This is a genomic window from Paraburkholderia monticola, assembly GCF_001580545.1.
GTDB lineage: Bacteria > Pseudomonadota > Gammaproteobacteria > Burkholderiales > Burkholderiaceae > Paraburkholderia > Paraburkholderia monticola.
Genome location: NZ_LRBG01000038.1, coordinates 414904 through 440667 on the forward strand (window position 1 = coordinate 414904; position 25764 = coordinate 440667).

The following is a 25764-nucleotide window of genomic DNA, read 5'->3' on the forward strand; positions in this document are numbered from 1 at the left end:
TTAGCGATTTCGTGAAATATCGGTAGCCGGTTCCTTGCTATCATTTTTGTGATCTTGCGCTGACAGTGGACCGGCACTACGAGTACGGCGGCGCTTCTCCTTCCATACGGCACCTCCTTTGAAGGGATGTGATGGCACGAATTCCCCAACTCACGACGACGCTCGCCTACGACCGCTACATGGCCGGCCAGCGACTCGTGTCGAGCGTGGATCGCGAGTGGCGGCATCTGGTGCTGCGCTCGTATCTCGAGCCGGTGCGGCAGGACCTGCTCGAAGCGCCCGGTCTGCGCGACCTGACGCTGATGACGCTCGCGAGCGGCGCCGAGCATCTCGAACGCAAACTCGGCGGACGCTGGGAAAGCGCCGACCTGCGCGTGAACGATCTGTGGTTCGTGCCGCCCGCGCCGGTTTCGTGGCGCTGGCAGTCGATCAGCGACGAGCCGCTGTCGACCTTGCACGTGCACATCGAGCGCGGTTTGATCGACAGCGTCGCGCAACAGATGGGGCTCGACTCGTCGCGCGAATTGTCGCTCGGCGACGCCATGAGCTTCAACGATCCGTTGATCGCCGCGATGCTTGCCGCGCTGCACCGCGCCGCCCGCGATCCGGCCGACTCGCGTCTGTATGTCGATACGCTGGTTCACGCGCTCGCCGCGCACCTGCTGCAGCACTATTCGAGCGGCCACGACGCGCGGCGCGGCAACCCGGTGCGGCCCGAACGGCTGGTGCCGCGCCGGATCCGGCGGGTAACCGACTTCATTCGCGCCAATCTCGCCGAAGATCTGGCGATCGCCGAACTGGCCGAGCAGGCCGGGTTAAGCAGTTTTCATTTTGCCCGGGTGTTTCGCCGCGAGACGGGTGAGACCCCGCATCAGTTCGTCACGCGTTTGCGGCTCGAGGAAGCGGCGAGACTGCTGCGCGCCACGAATCGAACCGTGCTGCAAATCGCACTCGAAGTCGGCTTCGAAAATGCCAGTCATTTCTCCGTGCAGTTCAAGCGTGGCTATGGCGCGACGCCGCTCGCCTACCGGCTGCGCGCCTGACGCCTTTCACCGCCGAAATCCAGCACCTGCGCAGTGTGCGTTGCATTGCGCAGCTTGCAAACTACGAACTTTCGTGGCGGCGCGCGATGAAAACTGGCATGCCCGATCGCACAAGGCTTTGCTGCTCGTGCGGACGAACGCGGTCATGGGTGGTCTAACTGGCCTGACCGCGTTGCGGATAACTGTATCTGTCTAAACCTTGCATCGGACGACAGAATCGAATCACCTTTCAACCTCACCCACCGGATGACCCGCCATGACCCGACTCAAAATGACCGCCTGCGGCCACACGTTTATCGCTGAAACGCATCCGGATGCGCCGCAGACCGTGGCCGCGTTTCTGAAGCTGCTGCCTTACCGGCAAAAGCTGATCCACGTGCGCTGGAGCGGCGAGGGCTGCTGGGTGCCGCTCGGCGAGTTCAAGCTCGAGAACGACAGCGTCGCGGTCGGCTTCGAGAATCACACGAGCCATCCGTCGGTCGGCGACATCCTGTTCTATCCGGGCGGCTATAGCGAGACCGAGATCATCCTCGCGTACGGCTCGTGCTGCTTCGCAAGCAAAATGGGGCAGCTCGCGGGCAATCATTTTCTGACGATCGTCGAAGGCAAGGAGAAATTGCGCGAGCTCGGCACGAAAGTACTGTGGGAAGGCGCGCAGGAAGTGGTGTTCGAGAGGGCCTGAGGGGTCCCTCTCTTTGCTGGGCATACGCGATGCTAGTTAGAGGTGCCGCGTGCGGTGCGATCAGGCAGCCAAACATGCACCCTTCGCACCCGAGGCACTCGGCACCGATTGACCTGCCCGGCGAGGAGAAGCCAATGCGAGGCATCAATGACAAGGTCCGCGCTGTAGTTTTTGCCATGTCGACGGTACTGCTCGCGTCCTGTGGCGGGGGCGGCAACGGCGGCGGCTCGAGTAGCGGCAGCAGTACGCCGGCCGGGCCGGCCGGCGGGGTCACGCTGCAGGTGGTGTCGTTCGGCGACAGCCTGTCGGACGTCGGGACTTATGCGCCGCTCGCGAGCGCGGTGGGCGGCGGGCGCTTCACGACCAATCCCGGCCAGGTGTGGGCCCAGGATGTCGCGCAATACTACGGCGGTACGCTCACCGCCGCATTCACGATCGATTTCACCCACAAGCTGAGCGCGCAGAACGGCTTCGGCTATGCCGAAGGCGGCTCGACCGTGGCGACGCCGGCCAACCAGTACGACTTTCTGAGCGATGTCATCGGTAATATCGAAATGCCTGTCAACCAGCAGGTGTCGAGCTATCTGAGCGCTCACGGCAGCTTCAACGCCAATCAGCTCGTGCTGGTTTGGGCGGGATCGAACGATGTGCTGCGCGCCGGCAACCTGCCCGCCGCGGCCCCGGTCGTGCAGGCGGCGGCCACTACGCTCGCTCAGCTCGTCGGGCAGATCGTGCAGAACGGCGGCGCGCACGTCGTGGTGATCAATCTGCCGAATATCGGGCTCTCGCCGAAGGGGATCGGTTCGGCCGATGGCGGCGCGAACCTCACGCAGTTGTCGCAGCTTTTCAACGACACGCTGAATACCGCGCTGCAAACCGCTGGGTTGCAGTCGAAGGTGATCGAGGTCGATTCGTACACGTGGACCAATCAGGTCATCGCGAACTTTCAGGCGAACGGGTTCACGGTGTCGAATACGGGGCAGGCCTGCGATCCGAACAAAACGCCCGACGACACGTCGCTGCTATGTTCGCCGGCGACCTATGTGAGCGCCAATGCGGATCAGACTTACATGTTCGCCGATGATCTTCATCCGGCGACGCATATGCATGCGTTGTTCGCGCAGTTTGTCGAGCAGCAGATCGCGCGTAGCGGGTTGGGGCGGTGAGCGGGACCGCTTGGAGGCGGCACGCTATCGGTTAGCGGTTAGCGGTTAGCGGCACCCCGCCCTTCGACGAGGGCGGGGTGCGTACCACGTCACGTCATCACTTGAACAACTTGGTCGCCTGCGTCAGCGTATTGATCACGCCCCACGCCAGCGGAATCATCACATACAGCCAGAACACCACCAGCATCACCTTGTTGGTCGGATGTGCGGTTTGAACGGTCGACATATGGATCTCCTCACGCGCCCTTGGCGACTTGTGCATCGGTCATGTGGTGCTTCGCATCCACGCGCTTGACCAGCAGGTTGCAGATAAAGCCGATCACGAGCAGCACGGCCATGATGTGCACGGTCATCGTGTACGCGTCCGCTTTCGCGACGCCGTTCGCGACTTCGTACGCGCGAATGTAATTGACGAGCACCGGACCCGCGACACCGGCCGCGGCCCACGCGGTCAACAGACGTCCATGAATGCCGCCGACGAACGTCGTGCCGAACATGTCGGCGAGATAGGCGGGCACCGTCGCGAAGCCGCCGCCGTACATCGACAGGATCACGCAGTACGTCAGCACGAACAGGGCGATCTGTCCGTTCGCGGCAAAGCTCGGCACGAGGTAGTAGAGCACCGCGCCGAGCGCGAAGAAGATGAAGTAGGTGTTCTTGCGGCCGATCCAGTCCGACGCCGACGCCCATACGAAGCGCCCACCCATGTTGAACAGCGACAGGAGCCCGACGAAGCCGGCCGCCGCCGCCGCCGTCACCGTGTTCTTGAAGCTCTCCTGGATCATCACCGAAGCCTGGCCGAGAATCCCGATGCCAGCCGTCACGTTCAGGAACAGCACGAGCCAGATCAGATAGAACTGCGGGGTCTTCAGCGCCTGATCGATATGCACGTGATTGTTCGAGATCAGCCGCTTCTGCGTGGTGGCGGGCGCCGTCCAGCCGGCCGGCTTCCAGTCCTTCGGCGGCACGCGGATCGCGAGCGCGCCGATCGTCATGGAGATGAAATAGACGATGCCGAGCACGACGAAGGTCTCCGCGACGCCAACGCTCGTCGCGCTTTTGAAGTGGTTCATCAGCGCGACCGACAACGGCGCCGCGATCATCGCGCCGCCGCCGAAGCCCATGATCGCCATGCCGGTCGCCATGCCGCGGCGGTCCGGAAACCAGCGGATCAGCGTCGACACCGGCGACACATAACCGAGCCCGAGCCCGATGCCGCCGATCACGCCGTAGCCGAGATACAGCAGCACGATCTGATGCAGATACACGCCGAGCGCGGACACCAGAAAGCCGCCGCCGAAACAGCACGCGGCCGTAAACATGGTGCGGCGCGGGCCGACGTGTTCGAGCCATTTGCCCGCGAATGCCGCCGACAAGCCGAGGCACACGATCGCCAGCGAAAAGATCCAGCCGAGCGTGGTCAGCGACCAGTCGTTGGGCGCGGACTGCGTGATGCCGATCACTTTGGTCAGCGGTCCGTTGAACACGGAGAATGCGTAAGCCTGGCCGATGCACAGATGCACGGCGAGCGCGGCGGGCGGCACCATCCAGCGCGAAAAGCCGGGTTGTGCGATCGTGGCCTGTTTGGAAAAGAATGGGGCGGAATTTCGTTGGCCGCCCGGTTCGCTGATGCTGCTCATAGTCGGTCTCCTTCCAGTTGTTCTGTTATCGGCGCGTGGTCAATTTTTCTGAAGCGGCGCAGTGTAACGCGCGCCTGCCGTCTCGTCATCGCTATATGTACTTTTATTTCATATGACACGTGCTTGCGCACTCGGCTTTGCGCGTGGCTCGACAATAGGACGTGCTCAATGGCTTCGCAATATGAAGCCCGCTGACATAAGGGACGATCCTGGTGAAACGCGGGCGTTTTCCAGGCGAGCGCCGGCCGTCCAACTCGAAGCCCATACGACGCAGCATAAAACGGGCCGCGCAATGCGCGCGGCACCAATACAAACGGGCCGGCGCGGCATCTTCGCCGCGCCGGCCCGTCGTGTGTCGACGGCGCGTTCCGCGCTCGTCAGTCGATCGTGCGTCCGGTCTTCATGCGCGCCGCGACGAGCACCGAGATCAGGCAGCCGATCGCCAGATACGCGGCCACCGGATGCCACGAGCCGCCCGCGAAGCTGACCAGCGCGACCGCGATGAACGGCGTGAAGCCGCCGCCGACCACGCTCGCCACCTGATAGCCGACGCCCGCGCCGCTATAGCGGTACTCGGTGCCGAACAGTTCGGTGAACATCGGCTGCTGCACGCTGACGACCATGTCGTGGGCGATGTTCGCGAGCATCACCGCGAACACGACGATCCACACCGTCGAACGCGCATCGAGCGCGAGGAAGAACGGCACCGCGCTGAACACGCCGACCAGCGCGCCGATCATATAAATGCGACGGCGGCCGAAGCGATCGGCGAGCCACGCGAAGCACGGAATCGTCACGCAGCTGAGCGCGCCGACCACGAGGCCGATCGTCAGGAAGAACTCGCGCGGCATGTGCAGGTTGGTGGTCGAGTAGCTCAGCGCGAATGCGGTCACGATGTACATCGTGAACAACTCGGCGAGGCGCAGCGCGATGATCAGCAGAAATGCTTTCGGATGACGCAGCAGCGCTTCGACGATCGGCAGGCGCACGCGGCGCTCGCCATGCTGGCCGACCTTCTCGACGAACTCCTGCGACTCCTCCATGCTCGAGCGGATCCACAGCGCGATCAGCACCAGCACGACGCTGAACAGGAACGGCAGACGCCAGCCCCAGCTGAGGAACGCGGCGTTGTCCATCGAGCGGCTGATCAGCGTGACGAGACCCGTCGACAGCACCAGCCCGACGCCGTAGCCGACCTGCACGCCGCTGCTGTAAAAGGCCTTCTTTTTCTCCGGCGCGCTTTCGACTGCCATCAGCGCCGCGCCGCCCCATTCGCCGCCGACCGCGAAGCCCTGGATCGCGCGCAGCGTGACGAGCAGCACCGGCGCCAACCAGCCGATCGTCGCAAACGACGGTAAGAGCCCGATCGCCGCCGTCGACAGACCCATCATCATCACGGTGAGCACGAGCATGCGCTTGCGGCCGAGCCGGTCGCCGTAGTGGCCGAACACGAAACCGCCGAGCGGGCGAAACAGGAAGCCGACGCCGAAGGTCGCGAACGCGGCGAGCGTGCCCATCGCCGGGCCGACGTTCGGGAAGAACTCGGCGTTGAACACGAGCGCGGCGACGATGCCGTACAGCAGAAAATCGTACCAGTCGACCACGGCGCCGATAAAGCTGCCGAGCGCCGCCTTGCGAGCCTGACTGCGCGCATTGCGGCGAGTGGCCACTGCGGCTTGCGGATGGGTAGTGCTCATATGTCTCCTTGGTCGTGCGGGGGCTGGATCGATCGCGCCGCGCCGGCAGGGCGTTTGAGCCGATCGATCCGTGGCAGGATGTCCCGAAGGTTAATGACGCGATGCGGATTGCACAATCCACGCGATCGCGAAAATGCGCGATCATCGCACGCTGGTGCGCGCATAGCGCGCGTTTTGCGCGTTTACACGGAGCGTCTCGAGGATCGTCGGGAGTCGTGATGTGGGCACACCACGGAGGCCACGGCGTGCTAACGTGAAACTAATCGTGAAACTAATCTTAAAAACAACAAGCATTGATATACTACATACCGAATATTGAAAAATGCGGCGTTGCAGCATATGATTGAGAAATCCTTCTTCTCAATCGTCCGGAGTTACACGTGGAATTCGTGCATCTCGCGCTGTTCGCCATGGCTGTCGTAGGGTTGGGCTGTGCCGCCACCGTTCTGTTGACCGACTCGATTCCCGCATCGGTCGCCGCGTTTGGATCGCAACATGGCCGCTTCGTGGGGCTGGGCGAGCAGCGCGACAAAGCGGCGGCGCCGTTTCGCACGCATGTCCAGGCAGAGGCGATGAATGTCGTCAGAACTTCCAACTGAAACAGTGGCCACCCCGTTGACCCTGTCGTTGCAGCCGATCGGCGCGAGCGCGAGCTTGCGCGATCAGGCCTATGCGATGCTGCGTCAGGCCATCGCCGACGCGGATATATACCAGAATCGCGAAGAAATCCGCCTCGACGAACGCGTGCTCAGCGAATCGCTCGGCGTGAGCCGCACGCCGGTGCGCGAGGCGATGACGCTGCTCGAGCAGGAGGGCTTCCTGCGCATGGTGCCGCGGCGCGGCATCTACATCGTGCGCAAGAGCAAGCGCGAAATCGTCGAGATGATCCAGATGTGGGCCGCGCTCGAAAGCATGGCCGCGCGGCTTGCCACGCTGCACGCGAGCGACGAGGAAATCGGCCGCCTGCGCCATATGTTCGACAATTTCCGCGACACGACGCCGGCCGAACACATCGCCGAGTATTCGGACGCGAACATCGCTTTCCATCAGGCGATCGTCGAGCTGTCGAAGTCGCGGATCATTCTCGACACGATCAAGAACATCTTCATTCACGTGCGCGCGATCCGGCGCATGACCATCTCGCAGAGCGACCGGGCGGCGCGTTCGATCGTCGATCATCTGCGCATCATCGAGGCGCTCGAGAAGCGCGATACCGAACTCGCGGAGCGGCTCACGCGCCAGCATTCGCTCGATCTGGCGGCGTTCGTCGAAGCCAATTGCGATTTTCTCGATTGATGGCGGCGTAGCCGTCTGATTGCTCGCTGATTTCGAAAGAAAGGCCCGCGGTGTGCAAGCACCGCGGGCTTTTTTTGCGTGCGCGCGCTACGCGCGGGTGCAGTTCGAACAAGGCTTGCGCCGCGCTGCGGGATAAACCTTGCTTGACGGTCTTAAAAATATGGTATGTGATATATCAACAGAGACCGCCGTGAACCGCGGCTCAGTGTTTTCCCTTTGAACCGACTGCCTCCAGCCGCGCGAATCCGACGCAAAGCCCGCAGCCGACAAGCTTCAGCAGCACAAGATGGCGCCGAACGTGTCTCAAAATTGGCCTTGAATGAATGTGATATATCACATACGGTATCTTCGAGGCCGTGAGACGTCGGTGCAGCCGGACGTAGATCGAAGCGGACGCGTCCGTCGATAACCGTTGCACTTCCGATAGATGAGGAGATGACTATGTCTGCAGTTGTTTCATCCCTGAGTCCGGCCACGGCCACCACCACGACCGCCGACGACACGCTCAAGCAGAAGACCCGTGACGCGGGCGTCGTGTCGGGCGGCCATCTGGTCGCGAGAGCGCTGAAAAACGAGGGGGTCGACACGATCTTCACGCTGTGCGGCGGCCACATCATCGATATTTACGACGGCTGCGTCGACGAAGGCATCCGCATCATCGACGTGCGCCACGAGCAGGTCGCCGCGCACGCAGCCGACGGCTACGCGCGGCAGACCGGCAAGCTGGGCTGCGTCGTGACGACCGCCGGCCCCGGCTGCACGAACGCGGTGACCGGTATCGCCACCGCGTTCCGCTCGGAAAGCCCGATCCTGCACATCGGCGGACAGGGCGCGCTCACGCAGCACAAGATGGGCTCGTTGCAGGACCTGCCGCACGTCGACATCATGGCGCCGATCACGAAGTTCGCCGCCAGCGTGTCGAGCACCGAGCGCGTCGCGGACATGATCTCGATGGCCGCGCGCGAATGCTTCAACGGCGCGCCCGGCCCGGCCTACCTGGAGATTCCACGCGACGTGCTCGACCGCGAAGTCGATGCGACGCGAGCGGTCGTGCCGCAGCCGGGCCACTATCGGGCGTCGACGAAATCGATCGGCGACCCGCGCGACATCGAGAGACTCGCGGACATCCTCGTCGATGCCGAGCGTCCGGCGATCCTGTACGGCCAGCAGGTGTGGACCGCGCGCGGTCACGAGGAAGCGATCGCGCTGCTGCGCGGCGTCGAGATTCCCGGCTATTTCAACGGTGCGAGCCGTGGACTGCTGCCGCCGGGCGATCCGCATCATTTCGATCGCACGCGTTCGCAGGCTTTTGCGAATGCCGACGTGTTGATCGTGGTCGGCACGCCGTTCGATTTCCGCATGGGCTATGGCCGACGCATCAGCAAGGAATTGACGCTCGTGCAGATCGACATGGACTACCGGACAGTCGGCAAGAATCGCGACATCGATCTGGGGCTCGTCGGCGATCCGGGCGCGATACTCGCCGCGGTACTGCAAGCGGCGAGCGGTCGCCTGAAAGACGACAAGCGTCAGGCTCGCCGCAAATGGATGGCGCAGTTGCGCGACGCCGAAGCCACCGCCACCGAAAAACTGATGCCGCTGTTTCGCTCGAACAGCACGCCGATTCATCCGTATCGCGTGGCGTACGAACTCAACGAGTTCCTCTCCGAGGACACGGTCTACATCGGCGACGGCGGCGACGTCGTGACGATCTCAGCGCAAGCGGTGCGCCCGCGCCGGCCCGGTCAATGGATGGACCCCGGCGCGCTCGGCTCGCTCGGCGTCGGCACCGGCTTCGCGCTCGCGGCGAAGCTCGCGCGTCCGCACAAGGAAGTGCTCTGCTACTACGGCGACGGCTCGTTCGGCATGACCGCGTTCGACATGGAAACCGCGAACCGCTTCGGCGCGCCGTATCTCGCGGTGATCGGCAACAACTCGGCGATGAATCAGATCCGCTACGGCCAGCTCGCGAAATACGGCCCGGAACGCGGCAACGTCGGCAATCTGCTCGGCGACGTGCCGTTCAGCAAGTTCGCCGAAATGCTCGGCGGCCATGGCGAGGAAGTGCGCGATCCCGCGCAGATCGCGAGCGCGTTGCAGCGTGCGCGCGAAGCGATTCATCGCACCGGCCGCTCGGCGGTGGTCAACATCTGGGTCGACCCGCGCGAATACGCACCGGGCACGAAGAACCAGACCATGTACAAATAACCCTCATCGTTCAGGAGATACGACATGGCCAAGGCACTCGACGGTGTGCGCATTCTCGATTTCACGCATGTGCAATCGGGTCCGACCTGCACGCAATTGCTCGCATGGTTCGGCGCGGACGTGATCAAGGTGGAGCGGGCAGGCGCGGGCGACATCACGCGCGAGCAACTGCGCGACATCCCCGACGTGGACAGCCTCTACTTCACGATGCTCAATCACAACAAGCGTTCGGTCACGATCGACACCAAGCATCCGGAAGGCAAGCAGGTACTCGAAGCGCTGATCCAGAAATGCGATGTACTGGTCGAAAACTTCGCACCGGGCGCGCTCGATCGGATGGGTTTCACCTGGGAGCGGATTCAGGAGTTGAATCCGCGCATGATCGTCGCGTCGGTGAAGGGCTTCGGCCCCGGTCCTTACGAGGACTGCAAAGTCTATGAGAACGTCGCGCAATGCGCGGGCGGCGCGGCGTCGACCACCGGCTTCGACGATGGCCCGCCGGTCGTGACCGGCGCGCAGATCGGCGATAGCGGCACGGGTCTGCATCTCGCGCTCGGCATCGTCACCGCGCTCTATCAACGCACGCATACCGGGCGCGGCCAGCGCGTGCTCGCGGCGATGCAGGACGGCGTGCTGAATCTGTGCCGTGTCAAATTGCGCGATCAGCAGCGGCTCGATCGTACCGGCGTGATGAAAGAGTATCCGCAGTACCCGAACGGCACGTTCGGCGAGGCGGTGCCGCGCTCGGGCAATGCGTCGGGCGGCGGGCAGCCGGGATGGATTCTGAAGTGCAAGGGCTGGGAGACCGATCCGAACGCGTATATCTACTTCATCACGCAGGCGCCGGTGTGGGCGAAGATCTGCAACGTGATCGGCAAGGAGGAGTGGGCCACGCACCCCGACTATGCGACGGCGCCCGCGCGCTTGCCGCGACTGAAGGAGATCTTCGCCGAGATCGAACGCTGGACGATGACGAAGTCCAAGTTCGAGGCGATGCAGATCCTGAACAAGTACGACATTCCGTGCGGCCCGATCCTGTCGATGAAGGAGATCGCCGCGGAACCGTCGCTGCGCAAAACCGGCACCATCGTCGAAGTCGATCATCCGCAGCGCGGCAAGTATCTGACCGTCGGCAATCCGATCAAACTGTCCGACAGCCCGACCGACGTCAGACGCTCGCCGCTGCTGGGCGAACATACCGATGAGGTGATGGCCGAGCTCGGCTATTCGGCCGAGCAGATCACGGCGCTGCGTACGGCTGGCGCGATCTAGGAGCGAAGCATGCAGACGTGGATGCGGTTCAGGTCGGGCGACGGCGGCATCGTGTTCGGCCGCGTCGAAGGCGCCTATCTGCACGAGTACGAAAGTCTCGCGCAGCCGGTGCCGACCGGCGCGGTACTGTCGCTGCGCGCATTGACGCCGCTGGCGCCGTGCGCGCCCGGCAAGATCGTCGCGCTGTGGAACAACTATCACGCGCTTGCGGCGAAGCTCGACAAACCGGTGCCCACGCATCCGCTGTTTCTGCTGAAACCGGCGGCGTCGGTGATCGGGACGGGCGAGCCGATCCGCCGGCCGCGTCACTACGCGGGCAAGATCGTCTACGAAGGCGAGCTTGGCATCGTGATCGGCAAGCAGTGCCGCGATGTGGATGTGCAGGAGGCGCAGGAGGCGATCTTCGGCTACACGCTGGTCAACGACGTCACCGCCGCCGATCTGCTCAACGAGAATCCGCATTTTCCACAGTGGTGTCGCGCGAAAGGCTTCGATACGTTCTGCTGTATCGGGCCGGCCATCGTCTCCGGCTTCGACTGGCGGCCAGCGCATTTGCTGACGACGCTCGACGGCGTCGAGCGTCAGAACTATCCGCTCGCCGATATGGTGTTTTCGCCGGCCGAGCAGGTGAGTCTGATTTCGCAGGATCTGACGCTCGAACCCGGTGATGTGATTGCGTGCGGCACCTCGGTCGGCGTGGGGTCGATCAAGGACGGCGCAACGGTGTCGATCACGATCGATGGGATCGGCACGCTGACCAATACCTTGAACGCAGCGGAGCGCGACGAGCCGCGACGCCTGGGCGATACCGCGAACGTCGTTTGATGGTGCCGGGGCCGCGCGGTCGTGCGGCCAGTGTCTGTTCATCGCATCACGGAGGAGCGCGCGTGCCGCCAGCCTGTGGGAGTACCGTGTGGATGGATCTGGCGATGCTGCTCGCCGTGACCGTCGTCGCCGCATTGGTCGCGGTGCTGACGGTGGCCCTGGCCGAGCTAGGGCGACGACTGTCCGGATGGAATTCGACGCATCGACACGCATCGGTGCGCGAACGTGATCCGACCCGCAGGTCCCGCAGCGTTGCATTGATGGGCAGCGGCATCGGCTTGGCGGCCGCGTCGATCGGCGTTGCGCGCTATCTCCTGGCTGCGTCGCGCGAGAACACCGAACGCATCGAACTATTTGCAGCCGTATTGATCGGCGCGCTGATTTTCGCAACCTGCACGATTTCGTTCTGCAAGCTGCGTGGCGCCCTGCAACTCGAGGCGGTCGAGCGGCCAGGTCATCACGTCGTCAATCTGTTTGCGCTGCTGTTGTGCGGATGGCTCGGCTACAGTTTCGTCACCGAACAGGCACAGCCTTTCGGACTCGCGGCATTGCTCGCGACGGGCGCGCTGGCGGTGGCCATGGGCGCGCATCTGATGCTCAGCCGCGAATACTCGGACCATTGCTCTCACGCGGATAGTCGCGATGCTTGCGCACTGCGCATGCATCGCTTCGCCGGGCGCAGCGAGGGTGTCGTGACCGGCAAGCCGGGCCTGCTCGCGAACATCGAGTGGCATGGTGGGGACGAGCAGATGTGGGCGCTTCGCGATGTCGTGCCGGCGATGATGCGCGTGAGTGCTTATGCCGATCGCCGAGGTGGGCGCGACGCTCGACACGGCAGCGGCCGCCACGGCACTGGCCGCCAACGCGACTGTGCACGCAACGGTACGCACGCGCGTCCGGTTCATTTCACGACGCGCCGCTAATCGATGATGCGCACGCCGCCAATAGAACCGATCGCCAATTGGGAAGACGGCGAGACGATGATCCCGCCGCCTGAGGCTTTCTCGTGGTTTCTATTCGCTAGTCGCCGCCCCGAATTCACTGTAGTACTGCGTCTTTCTTTGCAGAATCAGTTGCGCGAGAAAGTCGGCATCGTAAGCGCGATGCAGATGATTGTGATAGCGCTCGATATAAGCGGTGATTCGCGCCAGCTCGCCATTGAACTCTTTCAGTATGTCGAGCGTCGCATGGTCCCAACGAAACCGCAGTCCAAGGTCGCTGAACGCGGCGTTGTAGGCGCTCAGGTGTGCATCGTCGGGATGGTGGTCGCGATCCGCCGTCGCTGTGCGAGCGGTGCGGGTGCTGATATGGGATTCAACCGGAGCGTGGTTCATGATCGGCCTCCTCGGCTCGCAAGTGAAAGAACTCGCTTGCAGAATAGGAGCCGCGATCGATTTGCAATAGTTAAACTTTTATTGGCTTTCCATAGCTTAGGGTTTATGCACGCTCAATTCCTTCACGCGCGTGATCTTCTCGATCAGATCCGCGCCTTCTTCCATCAGGAAACGTTTGAAGGCGACGGCAACGGGCGGCAGACGTTTGTTCTTCCGATGCACGACGTACCAGTTGAGCATGACCGGAAAGCTCTCGACGTCGAGCACGACCAGATGACCCAATTGCAATTCGAGGCTGATCGTGTGGGCGGACAGAAACGCGATGCCCATTCCGGCGATGACCGCCTGCTTGATCGTCTCGGTGCTCTTGATCTCCATGGCGATCTTCAGATTGGACAGACGGCCGGCAAAGCCTTCTTCCATCGAATTCCATGTATCCGAGCCGCGTTCGCGCACGATGAACGCTTCGTTCGCGAGTTGACTGAAGCGGATATTGCGCTTGTGCGCAAGCGGATGAGTGGGCGCCGCGACGATCACATAGGGATGCGGCGCAAACGGTTCATTGGTCGCGTCGGTTTCGTGCGGCGGGCGCACCATTACCGCGAGGTCGGTCTGATTGGTGGCCAATTGATGCAGCAGTTCTTCACGGTTGTGCACCGCGAGGTTCAGATCGACACCGGAATAGCGACGCGTGAATTCGGCGAGAAGCCGCGGAAAGAAATAGTCGCCGGCGCTGATCACCGCGACATTGAGCTTGCCGCCGGAGACGCCCTTCAACTGACTCATCGCTTCGTCGACTTCATGGAACTGCTGGATGATCGCGCGGCTGTAGTGGAGCATTTCAGTGCCGGCCGGCGTCAGATAGATCTTTTTGCCGAGCTGCTCGAACAGCGGCAACCCCGCATGCTCTTCGAGTTGCCGGACCTGGGTGGAGACGGCCGGCTGAGTCAGATGCAATTCCTCGGCGGCGCGCGAAAAACTCAAATGGCGCGCCACTGTTTCAAAGACCTTCAGTTGCCGCAGAGTTGCATTGCGCATCGTCATGGTCGATGTATAAGGGATCGTGAATCAACATAATAACAAACTTTAATTATGAGTAATTCAGCAATGACCCTAGCATGCAACGTATAAGAAGCCGAATTGCCCCTGCTGAAATGCGAGGGTTAACGCAAAGATATGTGGTGTAACGGACTCAATAGTGGGAAATAAGCTGTAATGCTTACCGCCTGAAGCTGGGTTCTGGTCGGAATAAAGAAAGAACTTATATCGAAAGGCGAGTTCGGGGGAACTGCGAAACACGCATCAAAACAGCATCGAATTCAATTTTTCCCGAATAGTGAAGTTCTCGGGCCATAACGATAAGGCGGGACGTATCCAGCGCGGCGCGTAAGCCGGCTGCACTAAATAAATAGTGGAGACGAGGCTCATGAACAATATCACCCAGCAATCGACGACCCGCATGTCCTGGCGTAACCGATGGTGGCAACTCGTCATCGGTATGGTGTGCATGGCACTGGTGGCGAATCTGCAATATGCGTGGACGTTGTTCGTGGCCCCGATGCATGCGCGGCATCACTGGAGTGAAGCGTCTATCCAGCTCGCGTTCTCGATCTTCATTTTGACCGAGACGTGGCTCGTGCCGTTCGAGGGCTGGCTCGTCGATCGCTTCGGGCCGCGTCCGGTGGTGGCGGCCGGTGCCGTATGCGCGGGCTTGTCGTGGATTCTCAATTCGTATGCGACGACGCTCGGCATGTTGTACTTCGCGGCGGTGATCGGCGGCATCGGCGCGGGCGGCGTGTATGGAACGTGCGTCGGCAATGCGCTCAAATGGTTTCCCGACCGGCGCGGTCTCGCCGCGGGTCTGACGGCCGCGGGATTCGGCGCGGGCGCAGCGCTGACGGTGATTCCGATTGCAAACATGATTACGCGCCGCGGCTATGAAGAAACGTTCCTGTTCTTCGGCATCGTGCAAGGCGTCAGCATTCTGCTTCTCGCGATGCTATTGACGCGGCCGAACTTGCGCCAGCAAGGCATACGCAAGAGCCGTTTCGCGGTGTCGAAAGTCGATTTCACCTCGCGCCAGATGATCAGAACGCCGGTGTTCTGGGTGATGTATCTGTCGTTCGTCGCGGTCGCGGCGGGTGGCTTGATGGCGACCGCGCAGCTCGGCCCGATCGCGAAAGACTGGGGCATAGCAAGCATTCCGATGCAGTTCTTCGGGATGACGTTGCCGCTCCTGACCGTCACGCTGTCGATCGACAACGTCTTCAATGGCTTGACGCGTCCACTGTGCGGCTTCATCTCCGACAAGATCGGCCGTGAAAACACGATGTTCGTGATCTTCATCGGCGAAGGGCTCGCGTTGCTCGGCATGATGCAGTTCGGCAGCAATCCCTATGCGTTCATGGTCTTTGCCGCGCTGATCTTCCTGTTCTGGGGCGAGATCTTCTCGATCTTCCCGGCGACCTGTGCCGATACGTTCGGCAGCAAGTACGCGGCGGCCAATGCCGGCACGTTGTACACCGCCAAGGGCACGGCCTCGTTGGTGGTGCCGATCGCATCGGTACTGGCGGCGACCGGCGGCTGGAATCTGGTCTTCATCGTCTCCGCCGTCATCACGATCGCGGCCGGTATCTCCGCGAAGTTCATCCTCGAGCCGATGCGCACGCGTTGGATCGAATCGCACAATGAACCGCAGGGCGTGCTGGCCGTCGCGGGGCACGGCAATGGCAACGCGTCGCGCATGAGCCACTGGCCCGAGCAGAGCGGTGAATAGGGTGAGCGTCGCGCGCCCGGGGCCGACGTCATGAACGTGTCATTGCAGCAGCTGAAGGTCTTCGTCGCGGTCGCGCGTGAGCGGAGTTTCACGCGCGCGGCGCGCGAGTTCGATCTGACGCAGTCGGCCGTGAGCCGTTGCGTGCGTGAGCTGGAAGATGCGGTCGAATTGAAACTATTCGACCGCACGACACGCCAGGTTGAACTGACGAATGCGGGCGCGAGTCTCGAGAGAAGAATCGGCCGGCTGCTCGACGAAATCGAACTGACGTTGCTCGAAGAACGCGCCGCGTACGACGGACATACGGGCGTCGTCGTAGTCGCGAGTAATCCGGCGTTGTCATCCGGCTGGGCGCCGCAGGCTTTGGCGCAGTGCGCAGCGGCTTTTCCCGAGCTCGTCGTGTCGCTCAGGGATCAGCCTCAAAGCAGCGTGCTGGTCAGCGTAGAGCATGGCGAGGTGGATTTCGGCGCCGTCTGCGTGGCCGAACCCATCGATAGTGCTCTATTGCATGCTGAAGTACTTTTCACCACGCCGCTGCACGCGGTGATTCCATCCACGCATCCGCTGGCGCGGCACGACGTTATCGGCTGGCGTGCGTTGCGCGAATGGCCGCTGATCACGCTGAATGCCGATACCGGTGTGCGCGCCGCGCTCGAACCGGCACTTGTCGCGAACGAAGTGAAACGCCGGCCGCTGCAGGAACTCGGACACGTCGCGGCGGTGGCGCGCATGGTCGAATTGGGGCTTGGTGTGGGCGTGCTGCCTGTCGATTCGTATTGGCCGGCGACGGGTGTTTCGCTGGTAAGTCGCCCACTGGTACCCGAAACGACCGTGACGACGGTGCTCGTGCAGCGCAGGAATCGCTCGCTGCGTCCCAATGCCGCTGCTGCGTGGGCGCAGTTCGTCGCATCGGCGAGCGGGCATGCGCGGATCGCGGACGCAGTGCCGATGGCGGGCGCGACGCGCACGTCCAGGCCGTCGGTGACGCGAAGAATGCTGGAAGAACTCTAGACAACTCAAGGAGCTTCATCATGGAAATCCAGACCGACCTCAGGCACCATGATCTGCTGATCGACGGCAAGCGCGTGCCGCCCGGCACCGGGGAATACTCCGTCGATATCAACCCCGCGACCGAGGAGCCGATCGCACTGGTCGCGCAAGGCAGCGCCGCCGACGTCGATGCCGCGGTGCGTGCCGCGCGCAGCGCATTGAAAGTGTGGAATTCGATCCGGGCCGCGGAGCGCGGCCGCATCCTGCAACGGCTCGCAGGCCTGATGCGCGAGAACATCGAGGAACTGAGCGCGCTCGAAAGCCTCGACGGCGGCAAACCGATCGCCGCGGTGAAGCGTCAGGACGTACCCGCCGCCATCGATACCGTCGAATACTACGCAGGCTGGTGCGACAAGATCAACGGCCAGGTGGTGCCGACGCGTCCCGATGCATTGACCTATACGTTGCGCGAACCGGTCGGCGTGGTCGCCGCAATCGTGCCCTGGAATTTTCCGCTGATGATCGGCATGTGGAAGATCGCGCCCGCGCTCGCCTGCGGTTGCACGCTGATCGTCAAGCCCGCCGAGATCACGCCGCTCACGGCGCTGCGCATCGGCGAACTGGCGCTCGAAGCGGGCGTGCCGCCCGGCGTGCTCAATATCGTCACCGGCAAAGGCAGTGTGGTGGGCGATGCGCTGGTCTCGCATCCCGGTATCGACAAGGTTACGTTCACCGGTTCGCCATCGGTCGGACGAGGCATTCTGCAAGGCGCGGCAGGCAACTTCAAACGCGTGACGCTCGAGCTCGGCGGCAAGTCGGCGAACGTGATCTTTGCCGACGCGAATCTCGACAATGCCGTGCGAGCTGCAGCGTCCGGCATTTTCTTCAACACCGGACAGGTCTGCTCCGCTGGGTCACGGATCCTCGCGCATCGTGACGTGTATGACGACGTGGTCGAACGTCTGGCCGCGCGTGCGAAGTCGATCAAGGTCGGCGATCCGTCGCTGCGCGAAACGTCGATGGGGCCGCTGATTTCCGCCGCGCAGATGAAGACCGTCCTGAGCTATGTCGAGACAGGACGGTCGGAAGGCGCATCGCTCGTGACCGGCGGCGCGCGCGTGGGCAATCGCGGCTTTTTCGTCGAACCGACCGTGTTCGCGAACGTCGAGCACGAGATGCGCATTTCGCAGGAAGAGATCTTCGGGCCCGTGGCGAGCGTGATCCGTTTCGACGACGAAGCGGACGCGATCCGAATCGCCAATGGCACGTCGTACAGTCTCGCGGCCGGTGTGTGGAGCGCGGACCTGAGCCGCGTGCATCGCATGGCGCGCGACCTGAAAGCGGGCACGGTGTGGATCAATACCTATGGCTACACGGACGTGCGTTTGCCGTGGGGTGGTGGTGGCGATTCGGGCTTCGGTCGCGAGCACGGCGATGTCGCGATCGAGAACTTCACGGAACCGAAGGCGGTGTGGGTGGCGATCGATCAATAAGCGCTAGTGTGAAAAAGGATCGGCTGCATGGCAGCCGATCCTTCGATGATGTTGCAAGACGAAGCAGAAGCGTGCGAGTACCCGCTTAATCGCCTTGCAAAGCGATCTTCTCGCGCAGTTTGATCAGGGCCAGCACCACGTCGATGGTGGGAGTCGGTTCAGCCACGAGCCGGCCCATTTCCTGCACGACGGTCAACAGAGGATCGATTTCCATCGGCCGACGGTTCTCGAGATCGACGAGCGTCGATGTCTTGTGCGCACCGACCGCACCCGCGCCATCAATTCGCCTTTCCACATCGACGCGAAAGTGCACGCCGAATTGCTCCGCGATGCGCTTCGCCTCGAGCATCATCGTGCGCGAGACCGCGCGCGTGCCCGGGTCGCTCGTGAGGATATCGAGCGTGGCGTGCGTCAAGGCGCTGATCGGGTTGAAGCACAGATTGCCCCAGAGCTTGAGCCAGATCTCGTCACGGATGTTCTCGCGGATCGGCGCTTCGAATCCGGCCGCCTGCATGATCTCGTGCAATTGCTGAATGCGCGGCGTACGCTCGCCGCTCGGCTCGCCAATCGGAAACTTCTTGCCGTACACGTGTTTGATGACCCCCGGCTCGACGATTTCCGCCGCCGGATAGAGTACGCAGCCAATCGCGCGCTCGGGGCCGAGCTTGGTCCATTGCGAGCCATCGGGGTCGACGCTCGTGAGGCGAGTGCCGGCAAAGCGTCCGCCGTGCTGATAGAAGTACCAATAGGGAATTCCGTTGACGCCGGTGACGATCGCCGTGTGCTTGCCGAGCAGCGGCTGCATCGTATCGACGACGCCAGGCAGCGAATGCGCCTTGAGCGTGATGATGACGAAGTCCTGAACGCCGAGCTCGCGCGGGTCGGACGTGCAGCGCACCGGTGCGCTGAAGGTTTCGCCATCCATGATCAGGCGCGCGCCGTGTTCACGCATGGCCGCGAGATGCGGGCCGCGCGCAATGAAGCTCACGTCCGCGCCTGCGCGCGCCAGTTGCACGCCCAGCAAACCGCCAATCGCTCCCGCTCCGAAGATGCAGATCTTCATGATGTCGCTCCCTGACGATGAAAAAGCCGTTCGCCCAAGGCCGCTTCGCAATGCTGCGCGGCCGGTCACGGTTCGAGCATAAGGGGGAGCGACGAATGCTGATAGTTAAAGTTTCTCGGCCGATGTATTAGCTATTGGTTATGACAAGGCCGCGTGCCCCCGATCCCTCAGCCGCGCTGAACCAGCAGAAAACTCACGCCGATCGCCGCCAGGAATCCCCCGCAGCAGCGATTGAACCAGCGGCGGATCTTCGCGCGCATCAGCCATTTGCCGAGATACATGCCGGCCCACGAATACACGGCAATCGCGACGCATTCGAGGACCAGAAAGCTCGCGCCGAGCGTGGCGAACTGCGGCAGGATCGGCCGCGCGACGTCGACGAATTGTGGCAGGAACGCGGTGAAAACCAGAATCGCCTTCGGATTGCCCGCCGCCACGAAGAACTCGTGCCGTGCGATTCGCGCGAGCGCGGCGTCCTGGGGTTGCGAGGTATCGATGGCGGGGGCGTCGCTGCGCCACAACTGGATCGCGAGCCAGATCAGATAGGCGGCGCCCGCGAGTTTGATCGCGAGGAAGATCCATTCGGACGCATGCAGCACGACGGCGAGGCCGGTCGCGGCGAGCGCGAGCATCAGCGCGAAGGCGAGCAGACGGCCGGTGCCGCCGACGAAGGCCTTCATGAAGCCATGACGCGCGGCCACGTTGATCGACAGCAGGTTATTGGGCCCGGGTGCGAGATTGATGGCGAAGCAGGCGGGTAAAAAGAACAGCCAGGCGGTCAGGGACATGATGGGGCGCATTCCGGACAGGAGATCACGATGCGGCGCGCGGCGGCTTGCACGCGACGCGTTACCCCGAATTGTAGCGAAACCGCGCCGCGCGCCGGCTGATCGCGCGTTCAGTTCACCGCCTTGATAAAGCCGGGGTCGTCGATCAAAGCATCGACGCTGAGCTTGACCGTGTCGTCGATCGCGATCGTATTGTTGGTGAATTTCGGCGACTTCTGCTTCACGGTGCGCGTGGTCGAGAACATCACTTTCTGGCTCGCCGCGTCGGTGACCACGTAGTGCATCTTCAGCGTCCACAGTGCCGGCGAGCGCGTATCGTCGACCGTGAAGGTTTCGATGGTGCCGCTCAGCACGCGTTTGTTGTCGTCGATCCGAAAACCAGCCACCCGCAGGCTATTGGCGACGTCATCTCGCACGACGACGCTGATGTCGTCCTTCAACACGAGCCCGGTCATGCCGGTGTTTTCGATGCGGTTCGGTGAGATGTGACCGTCGCGCGCGGGCAGGTACGCGAAGTCGCGCGCAGGGGCGACGCTGAGCGACCCGGTGCCGTGGGCTCTCGCGTGCGTCGTGCCGGCGTGGCTATTGAGGCCGAACCACGACCACGAGCAGGCGGACAGCAGCATGGGCAGCAGTGCCGCGCCGCAGCCCTTGAGCACGAGGGACCTCAACGGCGGGCGCGCGGCAGTCCTGCGGGAGAAAGCGGCGGTCGAATTCAGAGGAATTGCCCTTTTAAGTGGAATCGTCGCGGCGGAGAACAGCATGGTAGCAGCGAACCGGGGCGTCAACCTTCGGCCGGGGGCGAGAATTACTTGCCGATCGAGGCGGCGAGGCGCGCATCGCTAGTGGAAATACCGTGCATGTGAGGAGCGCGTCGGCATTTGTCGTGGTCGTAACCCCGGTCGGCGTAGACGCCGCCAGGACTGCTCAAAGGCTGTCCGCGCCGGCCGCCGATCGGCACGATGTCCTCAGCTCGATCAGCGTCCACGGTTCGTCGTCGATGATTGGCTTGCCCAACTCCTCGGACGGCTGGTCGAAGCTGCTCAATAGCTGAACTCAGAAGGCTTAAGGTTTGTTGGACACCTGCTCTTGTCTGTTGCTGCGCGGCGCAGCACTACGACAAGTAGGATTGGCAGAAGCGCCGTAGACCATGGTCTTGACCACGTAAGTACGGTGAGAAACGCCAGAAATGGCAAGAGCCAAACAAGGGAGATGATCAAGCCCTCGAAACTCGTCCATACGACTGGTCGTTCATGATCGCGGCAAAGGTAAAAGATGGGCAATATCAGCCATGCCAGATCGTAGTACATGAGGTAGGGCTGGGCGAGCAACGCCGTGACCACGAATGCCGAAGAACGTACCTCGATGCTTGCCCGACGAGCCCATAGCATTGCGGTTATCAGCACCGCGGGAACGGCAACCGCAAAATGCGCCACGTAGGCGAAAGGCAGGCTAGCGCCCAGTGTGCGCGCGAGAGCGAATACGGTGGGCATGCCTCGCCACAGGTCCATTCCGCCGTTTTCCACAGCAACTGTATTGAAGTGCGGCAGCGTTTCAAAAAACTTCAGCCATAGCGGCACGCCCAGGACAAGCAGACTGACGCCGCAGAACAGCGCTCCGGTCACGACCATCATTCCTAGCGCGCGGAAATGCCGACCACAAAGAAACATCAATGGGAACAGTATCGCCAGTTGCGGTTTGATCGCCAGCAATCCAGCACATACGCCGGCCAGCAACGGGCGCCGTTCAAGGAGACCCAGTGCACCAGCGGCCAGGGAGAGCGTCAGAAGAGAGTTTTGGCCAGCAACTGCGGCAACCCAGACGCCCGGGAATGCAATGACGGAAATCAAAGGCAGCGCCTTCGATTGCAGGGTTCGTGCACAGACAAACGAGTAGCAAGCGATGCTTACGCACAAGAACCCTGCATATGACAAGGGGTAAGGCAGCCATGCCAGCGGATAGATCAACAACTGGAATGTTGGCGGATAAACCCACGGCGAATACGGAGCCGAGGACGACAAAGAGGTCTCTGCCGCGAATAACTTGTTTGGATTGAAAACCTCGATGGCACTGTCATGCAGCGAGACGTACGAGGCACTCCAGTAGACCCGGAAATCGAGGCCTAGCGGCGGCGCGCCGCGGACATGAAGCGCCCACCTCAACGCCCAGATTCCAAGCAATATGAGCTGCAAGGCCAGCAGCGCCGCGCAGTAAACCACAACTCTTTCGCGAGTGACCCAGCGCTTTTCGCGTTGAGGCGCCCCGTCGCTGGCCTTATCAGTCGTTAGTGACATAACGTTATTTGATCATTGTGGCGCGATCATGCCATGACCTGTCCTCGTTGTGCAGGACCGACACCAGAGCCGCTCAGAAAAAGCCCGCCTTTCCCTGCGTGATATCGATCAGCGTTCGTTTGGATGCGTCGAGCGCGTTGGCGGGCAAGCGCATCGTCATCTTCACCAGCATGCCGTAGGCGCTGTCCACGAGCGCATAGCCTTCGGCGTCCATCCAGCGGCGAATTTTGGCTTCGTCGGCATAACTGACTTCCACGCCCAGCGAAACCTGAGCAATCCGCTCGACGCGCGGTGCGTCGAGCAGCGCGGACGCGATCGCATCGGTGTACGCGCGCACCAGCCCCCCCGCGCCGAGCTTCACGCCGCCGTAATAGCGCACGACCGCGCCGAGTACACCCTCCAGATCGTGATGCCGCAGCACTTCGAGAATCGGCCGGCCCGCGGTACCGGACGGCTCGCCGTCGTCCGACATGCCGGACTGGCCACCCGCGAGCAGCGCCCAGCACACATGCGTCGCGGCGGGATGTTCATGCCGCAGACGCTGCAATTCGGCCATCGCGGCATCGCGATCGGCGACCGGGATGGCATAGGCGATGAAGCGGCTCTTGCGAATCTCGAGTTCTGCGGAAACGGTGGTTGAGACGGTGTGACTCACGTTGGTCGAGATCCGTTATGTCAATGAAATCAATGGATTGATGGGGGCTTCGTCAGCCTGCGTCGACTGACCGGCAGGGGCCGGGTACGACAGGGCGGCGGGCTCGAATGGGGCAATTATGCGTGGACATCGGCTGATCGGCCATTGATCCGTTTCTATCACATTTTTCGCCCATTATTCCAACAACGTGGATGGCGCAAACGTTTGAATGCCGAGTATTGGACTAAAAAGGGCGCTTTCTGAAATTACGGATAACTTCACGCATTCGGAGTTGCGTTGATAAATCCGTTTTTACCAATTCTTCCGTCAATGATTTAGCACCGCATTCGCGCAAACGTTTGATCGTTAATCATTGGGCGAAAAATCGCGCTTCAGGAAATCAAATATTACTTCGTACGAATTGGTAAGGCACCCCTGTGCGCTTTTGCCTTGTGTTTGTTCCCCTTTTTACGCGCCAAACCGGGCAAACGTTTGGCATTCGATCGTCATACAAATATTAGCGTTTGATCGAATCGATTAAAAAATCTCCCGCAATCCGGGAAAGCACTAGCGATTATTTCAGTAAAGTATTCAGCGTCTCTGCCGTTAATCGGTAAGACGGGGATGGCTCTTACTCTGGCAGGCTGTGTTGCATGAGCCGAATAGAGCGGGCTTTTACCGTCTTTTCGGCCCGGGGGTATCCAGTTCGCGCGGCTACGATAAATGCTGGTCCGCAACGACCGGAAAAAAACCTGGCTATCGACCAACAGTGTTTATGAGGGGGTTACATGAAAATTCGTCAGTTCTTCAATAAGTTCGTGCGTGACGAGCGCGGCGTGACCGCGCTGGAGTACGCAATTCTGGCGGGGATCATCGTGGCAGCAGTCGTTTCGGCTGTCGGGCTTCTTTCGACCGGGCTCTCGACGGGCTTCTCGAATCTGGCCTCCACGATCACCAGCGCCACCAGCTAATAACTTGCGGTTCCCCGAGCTCTTTCGCCAGTTGAATGAGAGGTGGCAATGTCGATGCTTTCACTCGTGGTCCGGCTGGCGACGGTGGGGACGCTGGGGTGGCTTGCAGTGATGGACGTACGCGACCGCCGTTTGCCCAACAAGGGCGTGCTGGCGGTCGCCATTCTGTTCTTTGCCGATGCGGTACTCGCGCAAAAGTCGTTGTCCGTGACCGGGGAGCATGTGCTGGTCGCGGCAGTAGTTGGTGTGCTGTGCGTTGGGCTCTACCTGATGAACATGCTGGGAGGAGGGGACGTCAAGCTGGTTGCAGCTGTCGGCCTGTGGGTCGGTAGCAATCTGCTGGTTGCGACGTCGACTCTGATGCTAGTTGCCATCACTGGTTTGCTCGTTGCACTGCTTGGTCTCGCGACACGTCGGCTCGATCCCGCCGCGTGCTTCGGACCAATGCGCGCTCTTGCATTCTTTTCCTGCCGGCGCGGGGTGCCGTACGGGGTCGCGCTTGCGACGGGTGGTAGCACGGCAATTCTGTTACCGCTCTGGTTGCCTTGGGCGATAACGCACTTTGTGAAGCACTAGAAAACGACTTCGGCCTCTGCCCATATGTCCAAGATCATAAAACTGGCAGTTCTTCTGGTAGGCGCACTGCTCGTGGCGGTGATCGTGCGTTTCGTCGTCCAGACCGCGACGGCGCAGCACGTTCAAGCTCCTACCATGAAACGGGTCCGCGTCGCGGCCGCCGATCTTCCCGCCGGCCTGCTGCTGCGGGAAGCCGATCTCACCTGGAAGGACACGCCGGCGGCGAGCGTGCCGGCCGGTGCGGTGATCGACGGCGATCCGGCGACTGCGGCGGGTGCGCCGAATACGCCGAATGCGCCGAATGCGCCGAATACGGTCGAACTGAAAGGCGCGCTGTTGCGCCAGGCCGTGTCGGCTGGCCAGGCGGTCCTGTCCGATGAGGTCATTCTGCCGGGCGCCCCGGGCTTTCTGGCCGCGACGCTGAAGCCGGGCATGCGGGCGGTGTCGGTTGCGATCGACGATGTCTCGGGCAACGCCGGTCTGATCGAGCCGGGCGACTACGTGGACCTGTTGCTGACCCAGCAGATGAGCAACCGTACCGACGAGCCGGTGCTGGCGGTGGCGAGCGAAACCATCGTCCAGCATGTGCGCGTGCTGGCCGTCGGCTCGGTCATCCAGCGTCCGAAGGCAGACGGCACTGCGCCCGATTCGGGCAACCGGGCGCGCACCGTCACATTGGAGGTCTCGCCGGAGAGGGCCGAGGTGGTGTCCGTGGCGGCTCGGCTCGGCAGCTTGTCGCTTGCCCTGCGCAGCTTTGCCGTGGCCAGCCGCGATGCCGGCGCCGAATCCGCCGACGCGGCTTCCGCACCGCCCAAACCCGTCTGGGCCGGCGATATTTCGCGTGCCGTGCGCGAGCTGCCACGACCGGCGAGCAATAAGCCGCAGAGCGCCATCGCGGGGCATAACGTGATGGTTTATCGCGGTTCGCAAAAAAACCTGGCTGAGGATTCGACCGTGCCGTTAGCCGCGGGTGGCCGTGTACCTCCGCTTCCGACCCAGCCCATGCCGCAATAAGA

Annotated in this window: 25 protein-coding genes; 15 read left to right on the plus strand and 10 right to left on the minus strand. The window is 62.2% G+C overall.

Annotation, left to right across the window (positions count from 1 at the left end):
- Positions 1 to 131: 131 nt before the first annotated feature.
- From CI15_RS29345 to CI15_RS29355, 3 genes are all read left to right on the plus strand, one after another.
- Positions 132 to 1043, plus strand: coding sequence for a helix-turn-helix domain-containing protein (locus tag CI15_RS29345; RefSeq protein ID WP_062135253.1), 912 nt, complete (start codon positions 132 to 134; stop codon positions 1041 to 1043).
- A 256-nt stretch (positions 1044 to 1299) separates the two neighbouring features.
- A complete protein-coding gene (locus CI15_RS29350; protein WP_062135255.1) occupies positions 1300 to 1725 on the plus strand; it encodes a DUF3830 family protein in 426 nt (141 codons plus the stop codon).
- Positions 1726 to 1859: 134 nt separating this feature from the next.
- A complete protein-coding gene (locus CI15_RS29355; RefSeq protein ID WP_062135258.1) occupies positions 1860 to 2891 on the plus strand; it encodes an SGNH/GDSL hydrolase family protein in 1032 nt (343 codons plus the stop codon).
- A 97-nt stretch (positions 2892 to 2988) separates the two neighbouring features.
- Here CI15_RS29355 and CI15_RS29360 read toward each other — a convergent pair whose 3' ends face one another.
- From CI15_RS29360 to shiA, 3 genes are all read right to left on the minus strand, one after another.
- On the minus strand, positions 2989 to 3117 hold the full coding sequence (locus CI15_RS29360; protein WP_062135261.1) for an MFS transporter small subunit: 129 nt from the start codon (positions 3115 to 3117) through the stop codon (positions 2989 to 2991).
- 10 nt (positions 3118 to 3127) lie between these two features.
- The gene (locus CI15_RS29365; protein ID WP_062135264.1) at positions 3128 to 4531 is read right to left on the minus strand and encodes an L-lactate MFS transporter; all 1404 of its coding nucleotides are present in this window, start codon (positions 4529 to 4531) and stop codon (positions 3128 to 3130) included.
- Between the two features lie 377 nt (positions 4532 to 4908).
- A complete protein-coding gene (shiA, locus tag CI15_RS29370; protein WP_062135267.1) occupies positions 4909 to 6228 on the minus strand; it encodes a shikimate transporter in 1320 nt (439 codons plus the stop codon).
- Between the two features lie 380 nt (positions 6229 to 6608).
- Between shiA and CI15_RS29375 the strand changes: the two genes are divergently transcribed.
- From CI15_RS29375 to CI15_RS29400, 6 genes are all read left to right on the plus strand, one after another.
- A complete protein-coding gene (locus CI15_RS29375) occupies positions 6609 to 6827 on the plus strand; it encodes a hypothetical protein (protein WP_062135270.1) in 219 nt (72 codons plus the stop codon).
- Positions 6805 to 7524 (plus strand): GntR family transcriptional regulator, encoded by a 720-nt coding sequence (locus tag CI15_RS29380; RefSeq protein WP_062135273.1) that lies wholly within the window; start codon positions 6805 to 6807, stop codon positions 7522 to 7524. The genes CI15_RS29375 and CI15_RS29380 overlap by 23 nt, the downstream gene beginning before the upstream one ends.
- Before the next feature lie 441 nt (positions 7525 to 7965).
- Positions 7966 to 9732, plus strand: a complete 1767-nt coding sequence (locus CI15_RS29385) for a thiamine pyrophosphate-binding protein (protein WP_062135276.1) — start codon at positions 7966 to 7968, stop codon at positions 9730 to 9732.
- Between the two features lie 24 nt (positions 9733 to 9756).
- Entirely contained in the window at positions 9757 to 11004 is a 1248-nt protein-coding gene (gene frc, locus CI15_RS29390; RefSeq protein WP_062135279.1) for a formyl-CoA transferase, read from the plus strand.
- A gap of 9 nt (positions 11005 to 11013) precedes the next feature.
- Positions 11014 to 11829, plus strand: a complete 816-nt coding sequence (locus tag CI15_RS29395; RefSeq protein ID WP_062135282.1) for a fumarylacetoacetate hydrolase family protein — start codon at positions 11014 to 11016, stop codon at positions 11827 to 11829.
- A 62-nt stretch (positions 11830 to 11891) separates the two neighbouring features.
- Positions 11892 to 12752, plus strand: a complete 861-nt coding sequence (locus CI15_RS29400; RefSeq protein WP_241495977.1) for an NAD(P)(+) transhydrogenase (Re/Si-specific) subunit beta — start codon at positions 11892 to 11894, stop codon at positions 12750 to 12752.
- Positions 12753 to 12842: 90 nt separating this feature from the next.
- On the opposite strand, the gene CI15_RS29405 is transcribed toward CI15_RS29400, so the two are convergent.
- Both CI15_RS29405 and CI15_RS29410 read right to left on the minus strand, forming a co-directional pair.
- Positions 12843 to 13163: an HAD family hydrolase gene (locus tag CI15_RS29405; RefSeq protein ID WP_062135288.1), complete on the minus strand. Its 321-nt coding sequence runs from the start codon at positions 13161 to 13163 to the stop codon at positions 12843 to 12845.
- 96 nt (positions 13164 to 13259) lie between these two features.
- Positions 13260 to 14207, minus strand: coding sequence for a LysR family transcriptional regulator (locus CI15_RS29410; protein ID WP_062135290.1), 948 nt, complete (start codon positions 14205 to 14207; stop codon positions 13260 to 13262).
- Positions 14208 to 14589: 382 nt separating this feature from the next.
- Between CI15_RS29410 and oxlT the strand changes: the two genes are divergently transcribed.
- The 3 genes from oxlT to CI15_RS29425 are packed head-to-tail and all read left to right on the plus strand — an operon-like array spanning position 14590 to position 18422.
- On the plus strand, positions 14590 to 15939 hold the full coding sequence (oxlT, locus tag CI15_RS29415; protein WP_062135294.1) for an oxalate/formate MFS antiporter: 1350 nt from the start codon (positions 14590 to 14592) through the stop codon (positions 15937 to 15939).
- Between the two features lie 30 nt (positions 15940 to 15969).
- A complete protein-coding gene (locus CI15_RS29420) occupies positions 15970 to 16950 on the plus strand; it encodes a LysR family transcriptional regulator (protein WP_062135296.1) in 981 nt (326 codons plus the stop codon).
- A 20-nt stretch (positions 16951 to 16970) separates the two neighbouring features.
- Positions 16971 to 18422: an aldehyde dehydrogenase family protein gene (locus CI15_RS29425; RefSeq protein WP_062135300.1), complete on the plus strand. Its 1452-nt coding sequence runs from the start codon at positions 16971 to 16973 to the stop codon at positions 18420 to 18422.
- A gap of 85 nt (positions 18423 to 18507) precedes the next feature.
- On the opposite strand, the gene CI15_RS29430 is transcribed toward CI15_RS29425, so the two are convergent.
- The 5 genes from CI15_RS29430 to CI15_RS29450 form a co-directional block, all read right to left on the minus strand.
- Positions 18508 to 19485, minus strand: coding sequence for a 2-dehydropantoate 2-reductase (locus tag CI15_RS29430; protein WP_062135305.1), 978 nt, complete (start codon positions 19483 to 19485; stop codon positions 18508 to 18510).
- Positions 19486 to 19652: 167 nt separating this feature from the next.
- Positions 19653 to 20273 (minus strand): LysE family translocator, encoded by a 621-nt coding sequence (locus CI15_RS29435; RefSeq protein WP_062135308.1) that lies wholly within the window; start codon positions 20271 to 20273, stop codon positions 19653 to 19655.
- Between the two features lie 110 nt (positions 20274 to 20383).
- Positions 20384 to 20932 (minus strand): hypothetical protein, encoded by a 549-nt coding sequence (locus CI15_RS29440; RefSeq protein WP_062135311.1) that lies wholly within the window; start codon positions 20930 to 20932, stop codon positions 20384 to 20386.
- A gap of 384 nt (positions 20933 to 21316) precedes the next feature.
- A complete protein-coding gene (locus CI15_RS29445) occupies positions 21317 to 22567 on the minus strand; it encodes a glycosyltransferase family 87 protein (protein WP_062135314.1) in 1251 nt (416 codons plus the stop codon).
- A gap of 73 nt (positions 22568 to 22640) precedes the next feature.
- Positions 22641 to 23222, minus strand: a complete 582-nt coding sequence (locus CI15_RS29450; RefSeq protein WP_062135317.1) for an IMPACT family protein — start codon at positions 23220 to 23222, stop codon at positions 22641 to 22643.
- A 767-nt stretch (positions 23223 to 23989) separates the two neighbouring features.
- On the opposite strand from CI15_RS29450, the gene CI15_RS29455 reads away from it, so the two are divergent.
- Genes CI15_RS29455 through cpaB form a run of 3 tightly spaced genes read left to right on the plus strand, consistent with a single transcriptional unit; the run spans position 23990 to position 25762 of the window.
- Positions 23990 to 24172 carry a Flp family type IVb pilin gene (locus CI15_RS29455; RefSeq protein WP_062135320.1) on the plus strand — a complete coding sequence of 61 codons (183 nt, stop codon included), beginning with the start codon at positions 23990 to 23992 and terminating at the stop codon, positions 24170 to 24172.
- 48 nt (positions 24173 to 24220) lie between these two features.
- Entirely contained in the window at positions 24221 to 24748 is a 528-nt protein-coding gene (locus CI15_RS29460; protein WP_062135323.1) for an A24 family peptidase, read from the plus strand.
- A 24-nt stretch (positions 24749 to 24772) separates the two neighbouring features.
- Entirely contained in the window at positions 24773 to 25762 is a 990-nt protein-coding gene (cpaB, locus tag CI15_RS29465; protein ID WP_062135325.1) for a Flp pilus assembly protein CpaB, read from the plus strand.
- Positions 25763 to 25764 lie beyond the last annotated feature (2 nt).

Excerpts from the sequence above, each read along its gene's own strand:
- CI15_RS29420 (WP_062135296.1), top strand. The coding sequence starts at position 15,970 with ATGAACGTGTCATTGCAGCAGCTGAAGGTCTTCGTCGCGGTCGCGCGT.
- CI15_RS29345 (WP_062135253.1), top strand. The coding sequence starts at position 132 with ATGGCACGAATTCCCCAACTCACGACGACGCTCGCCTACGACCGCTAC.
- oxlT (WP_062135294.1), top strand. The coding sequence starts at position 14,590 with ATGAACAATATCACCCAGCAATCGACGACCCGCATGTCCTGGCGTAAC.
- CI15_RS29405 (WP_062135288.1), bottom strand. The coding sequence starts at position 13,163 with ATGAACCACGCTCCGGTTGAATCCCATATCAGCACCCGCACCGCTCGC.
- CI15_RS29395 (WP_062135282.1), top strand. The coding sequence starts at position 11,014 with ATGCAGACGTGGATGCGGTTCAGGTCGGGCGACGGCGGCATCGTGTTC.
- CI15_RS29410 (WP_062135290.1), bottom strand. The coding sequence starts at position 14,207 with ATGACGATGCGCAATGCAACTCTGCGGCAACTGAAGGTCTTTGAAACA.
- frc (WP_062135279.1), top strand. The coding sequence starts at position 9,757 with ATGGCCAAGGCACTCGACGGTGTGCGCATTCTCGATTTCACGCATGTG.
- CI15_RS29435 (WP_062135308.1), bottom strand. The coding sequence starts at position 20,273 with ATGTCCCTGACCGCCTGGCTGTTCTTTTTACCCGCCTGCTTCGCCATC.
- CI15_RS29430 (WP_062135305.1), bottom strand. The coding sequence starts at position 19,485 with ATGAAGATCTGCATCTTCGGAGCGGGAGCGATTGGCGGTTTGCTGGGC.
- CI15_RS29425 (WP_062135300.1), top strand. The coding sequence starts at position 16,971 with ATGGAAATCCAGACCGACCTCAGGCACCATGATCTGCTGATCGACGGC.
- CI15_RS29380 (WP_062135273.1), top strand. The coding sequence starts at position 6,805 with ATGTCGTCAGAACTTCCAACTGAAACAGTGGCCACCCCGTTGACCCTG.
- CI15_RS29350 (WP_062135255.1), top strand. The coding sequence starts at position 1,300 with ATGACCCGACTCAAAATGACCGCCTGCGGCCACACGTTTATCGCTGAA.
- CI15_RS29445 (WP_062135314.1), bottom strand. The coding sequence starts at position 22,567 with ATGTCACTAACGACTGATAAGGCCAGCGACGGGGCGCCTCAACGCGAA.
- CI15_RS29355 (WP_062135258.1), top strand. The coding sequence starts at position 1,860 with ATGCGAGGCATCAATGACAAGGTCCGCGCTGTAGTTTTTGCCATGTCG.
- cpaB (WP_062135325.1), top strand. The coding sequence starts at position 24,773 with ATGTCCAAGATCATAAAACTGGCAGTTCTTCTGGTAGGCGCACTGCTC.
- CI15_RS29360 (WP_062135261.1), bottom strand. The coding sequence starts at position 3,117 with ATGTCGACCGTTCAAACCGCACATCCGACCAACAAGGTGATGCTGGTG.
- CI15_RS29365 (WP_062135264.1), bottom strand. The coding sequence starts at position 4,531 with ATGAGCAGCATCAGCGAACCGGGCGGCCAACGAAATTCCGCCCCATTC.
- shiA (WP_062135267.1), bottom strand. The coding sequence starts at position 6,228 with ATGAGCACTACCCATCCGCAAGCCGCAGTGGCCACTCGCCGCAATGCG.
- CI15_RS29385 (WP_062135276.1), top strand. The coding sequence starts at position 7,966 with ATGTCTGCAGTTGTTTCATCCCTGAGTCCGGCCACGGCCACCACCACG.
- CI15_RS29455 (WP_062135320.1), top strand. The coding sequence starts at position 23,990 with ATGAAAATTCGTCAGTTCTTCAATAAGTTCGTGCGTGACGAGCGCGGC.
- CI15_RS29460 (WP_062135323.1), top strand. The coding sequence starts at position 24,221 with ATGTCGATGCTTTCACTCGTGGTCCGGCTGGCGACGGTGGGGACGCTG.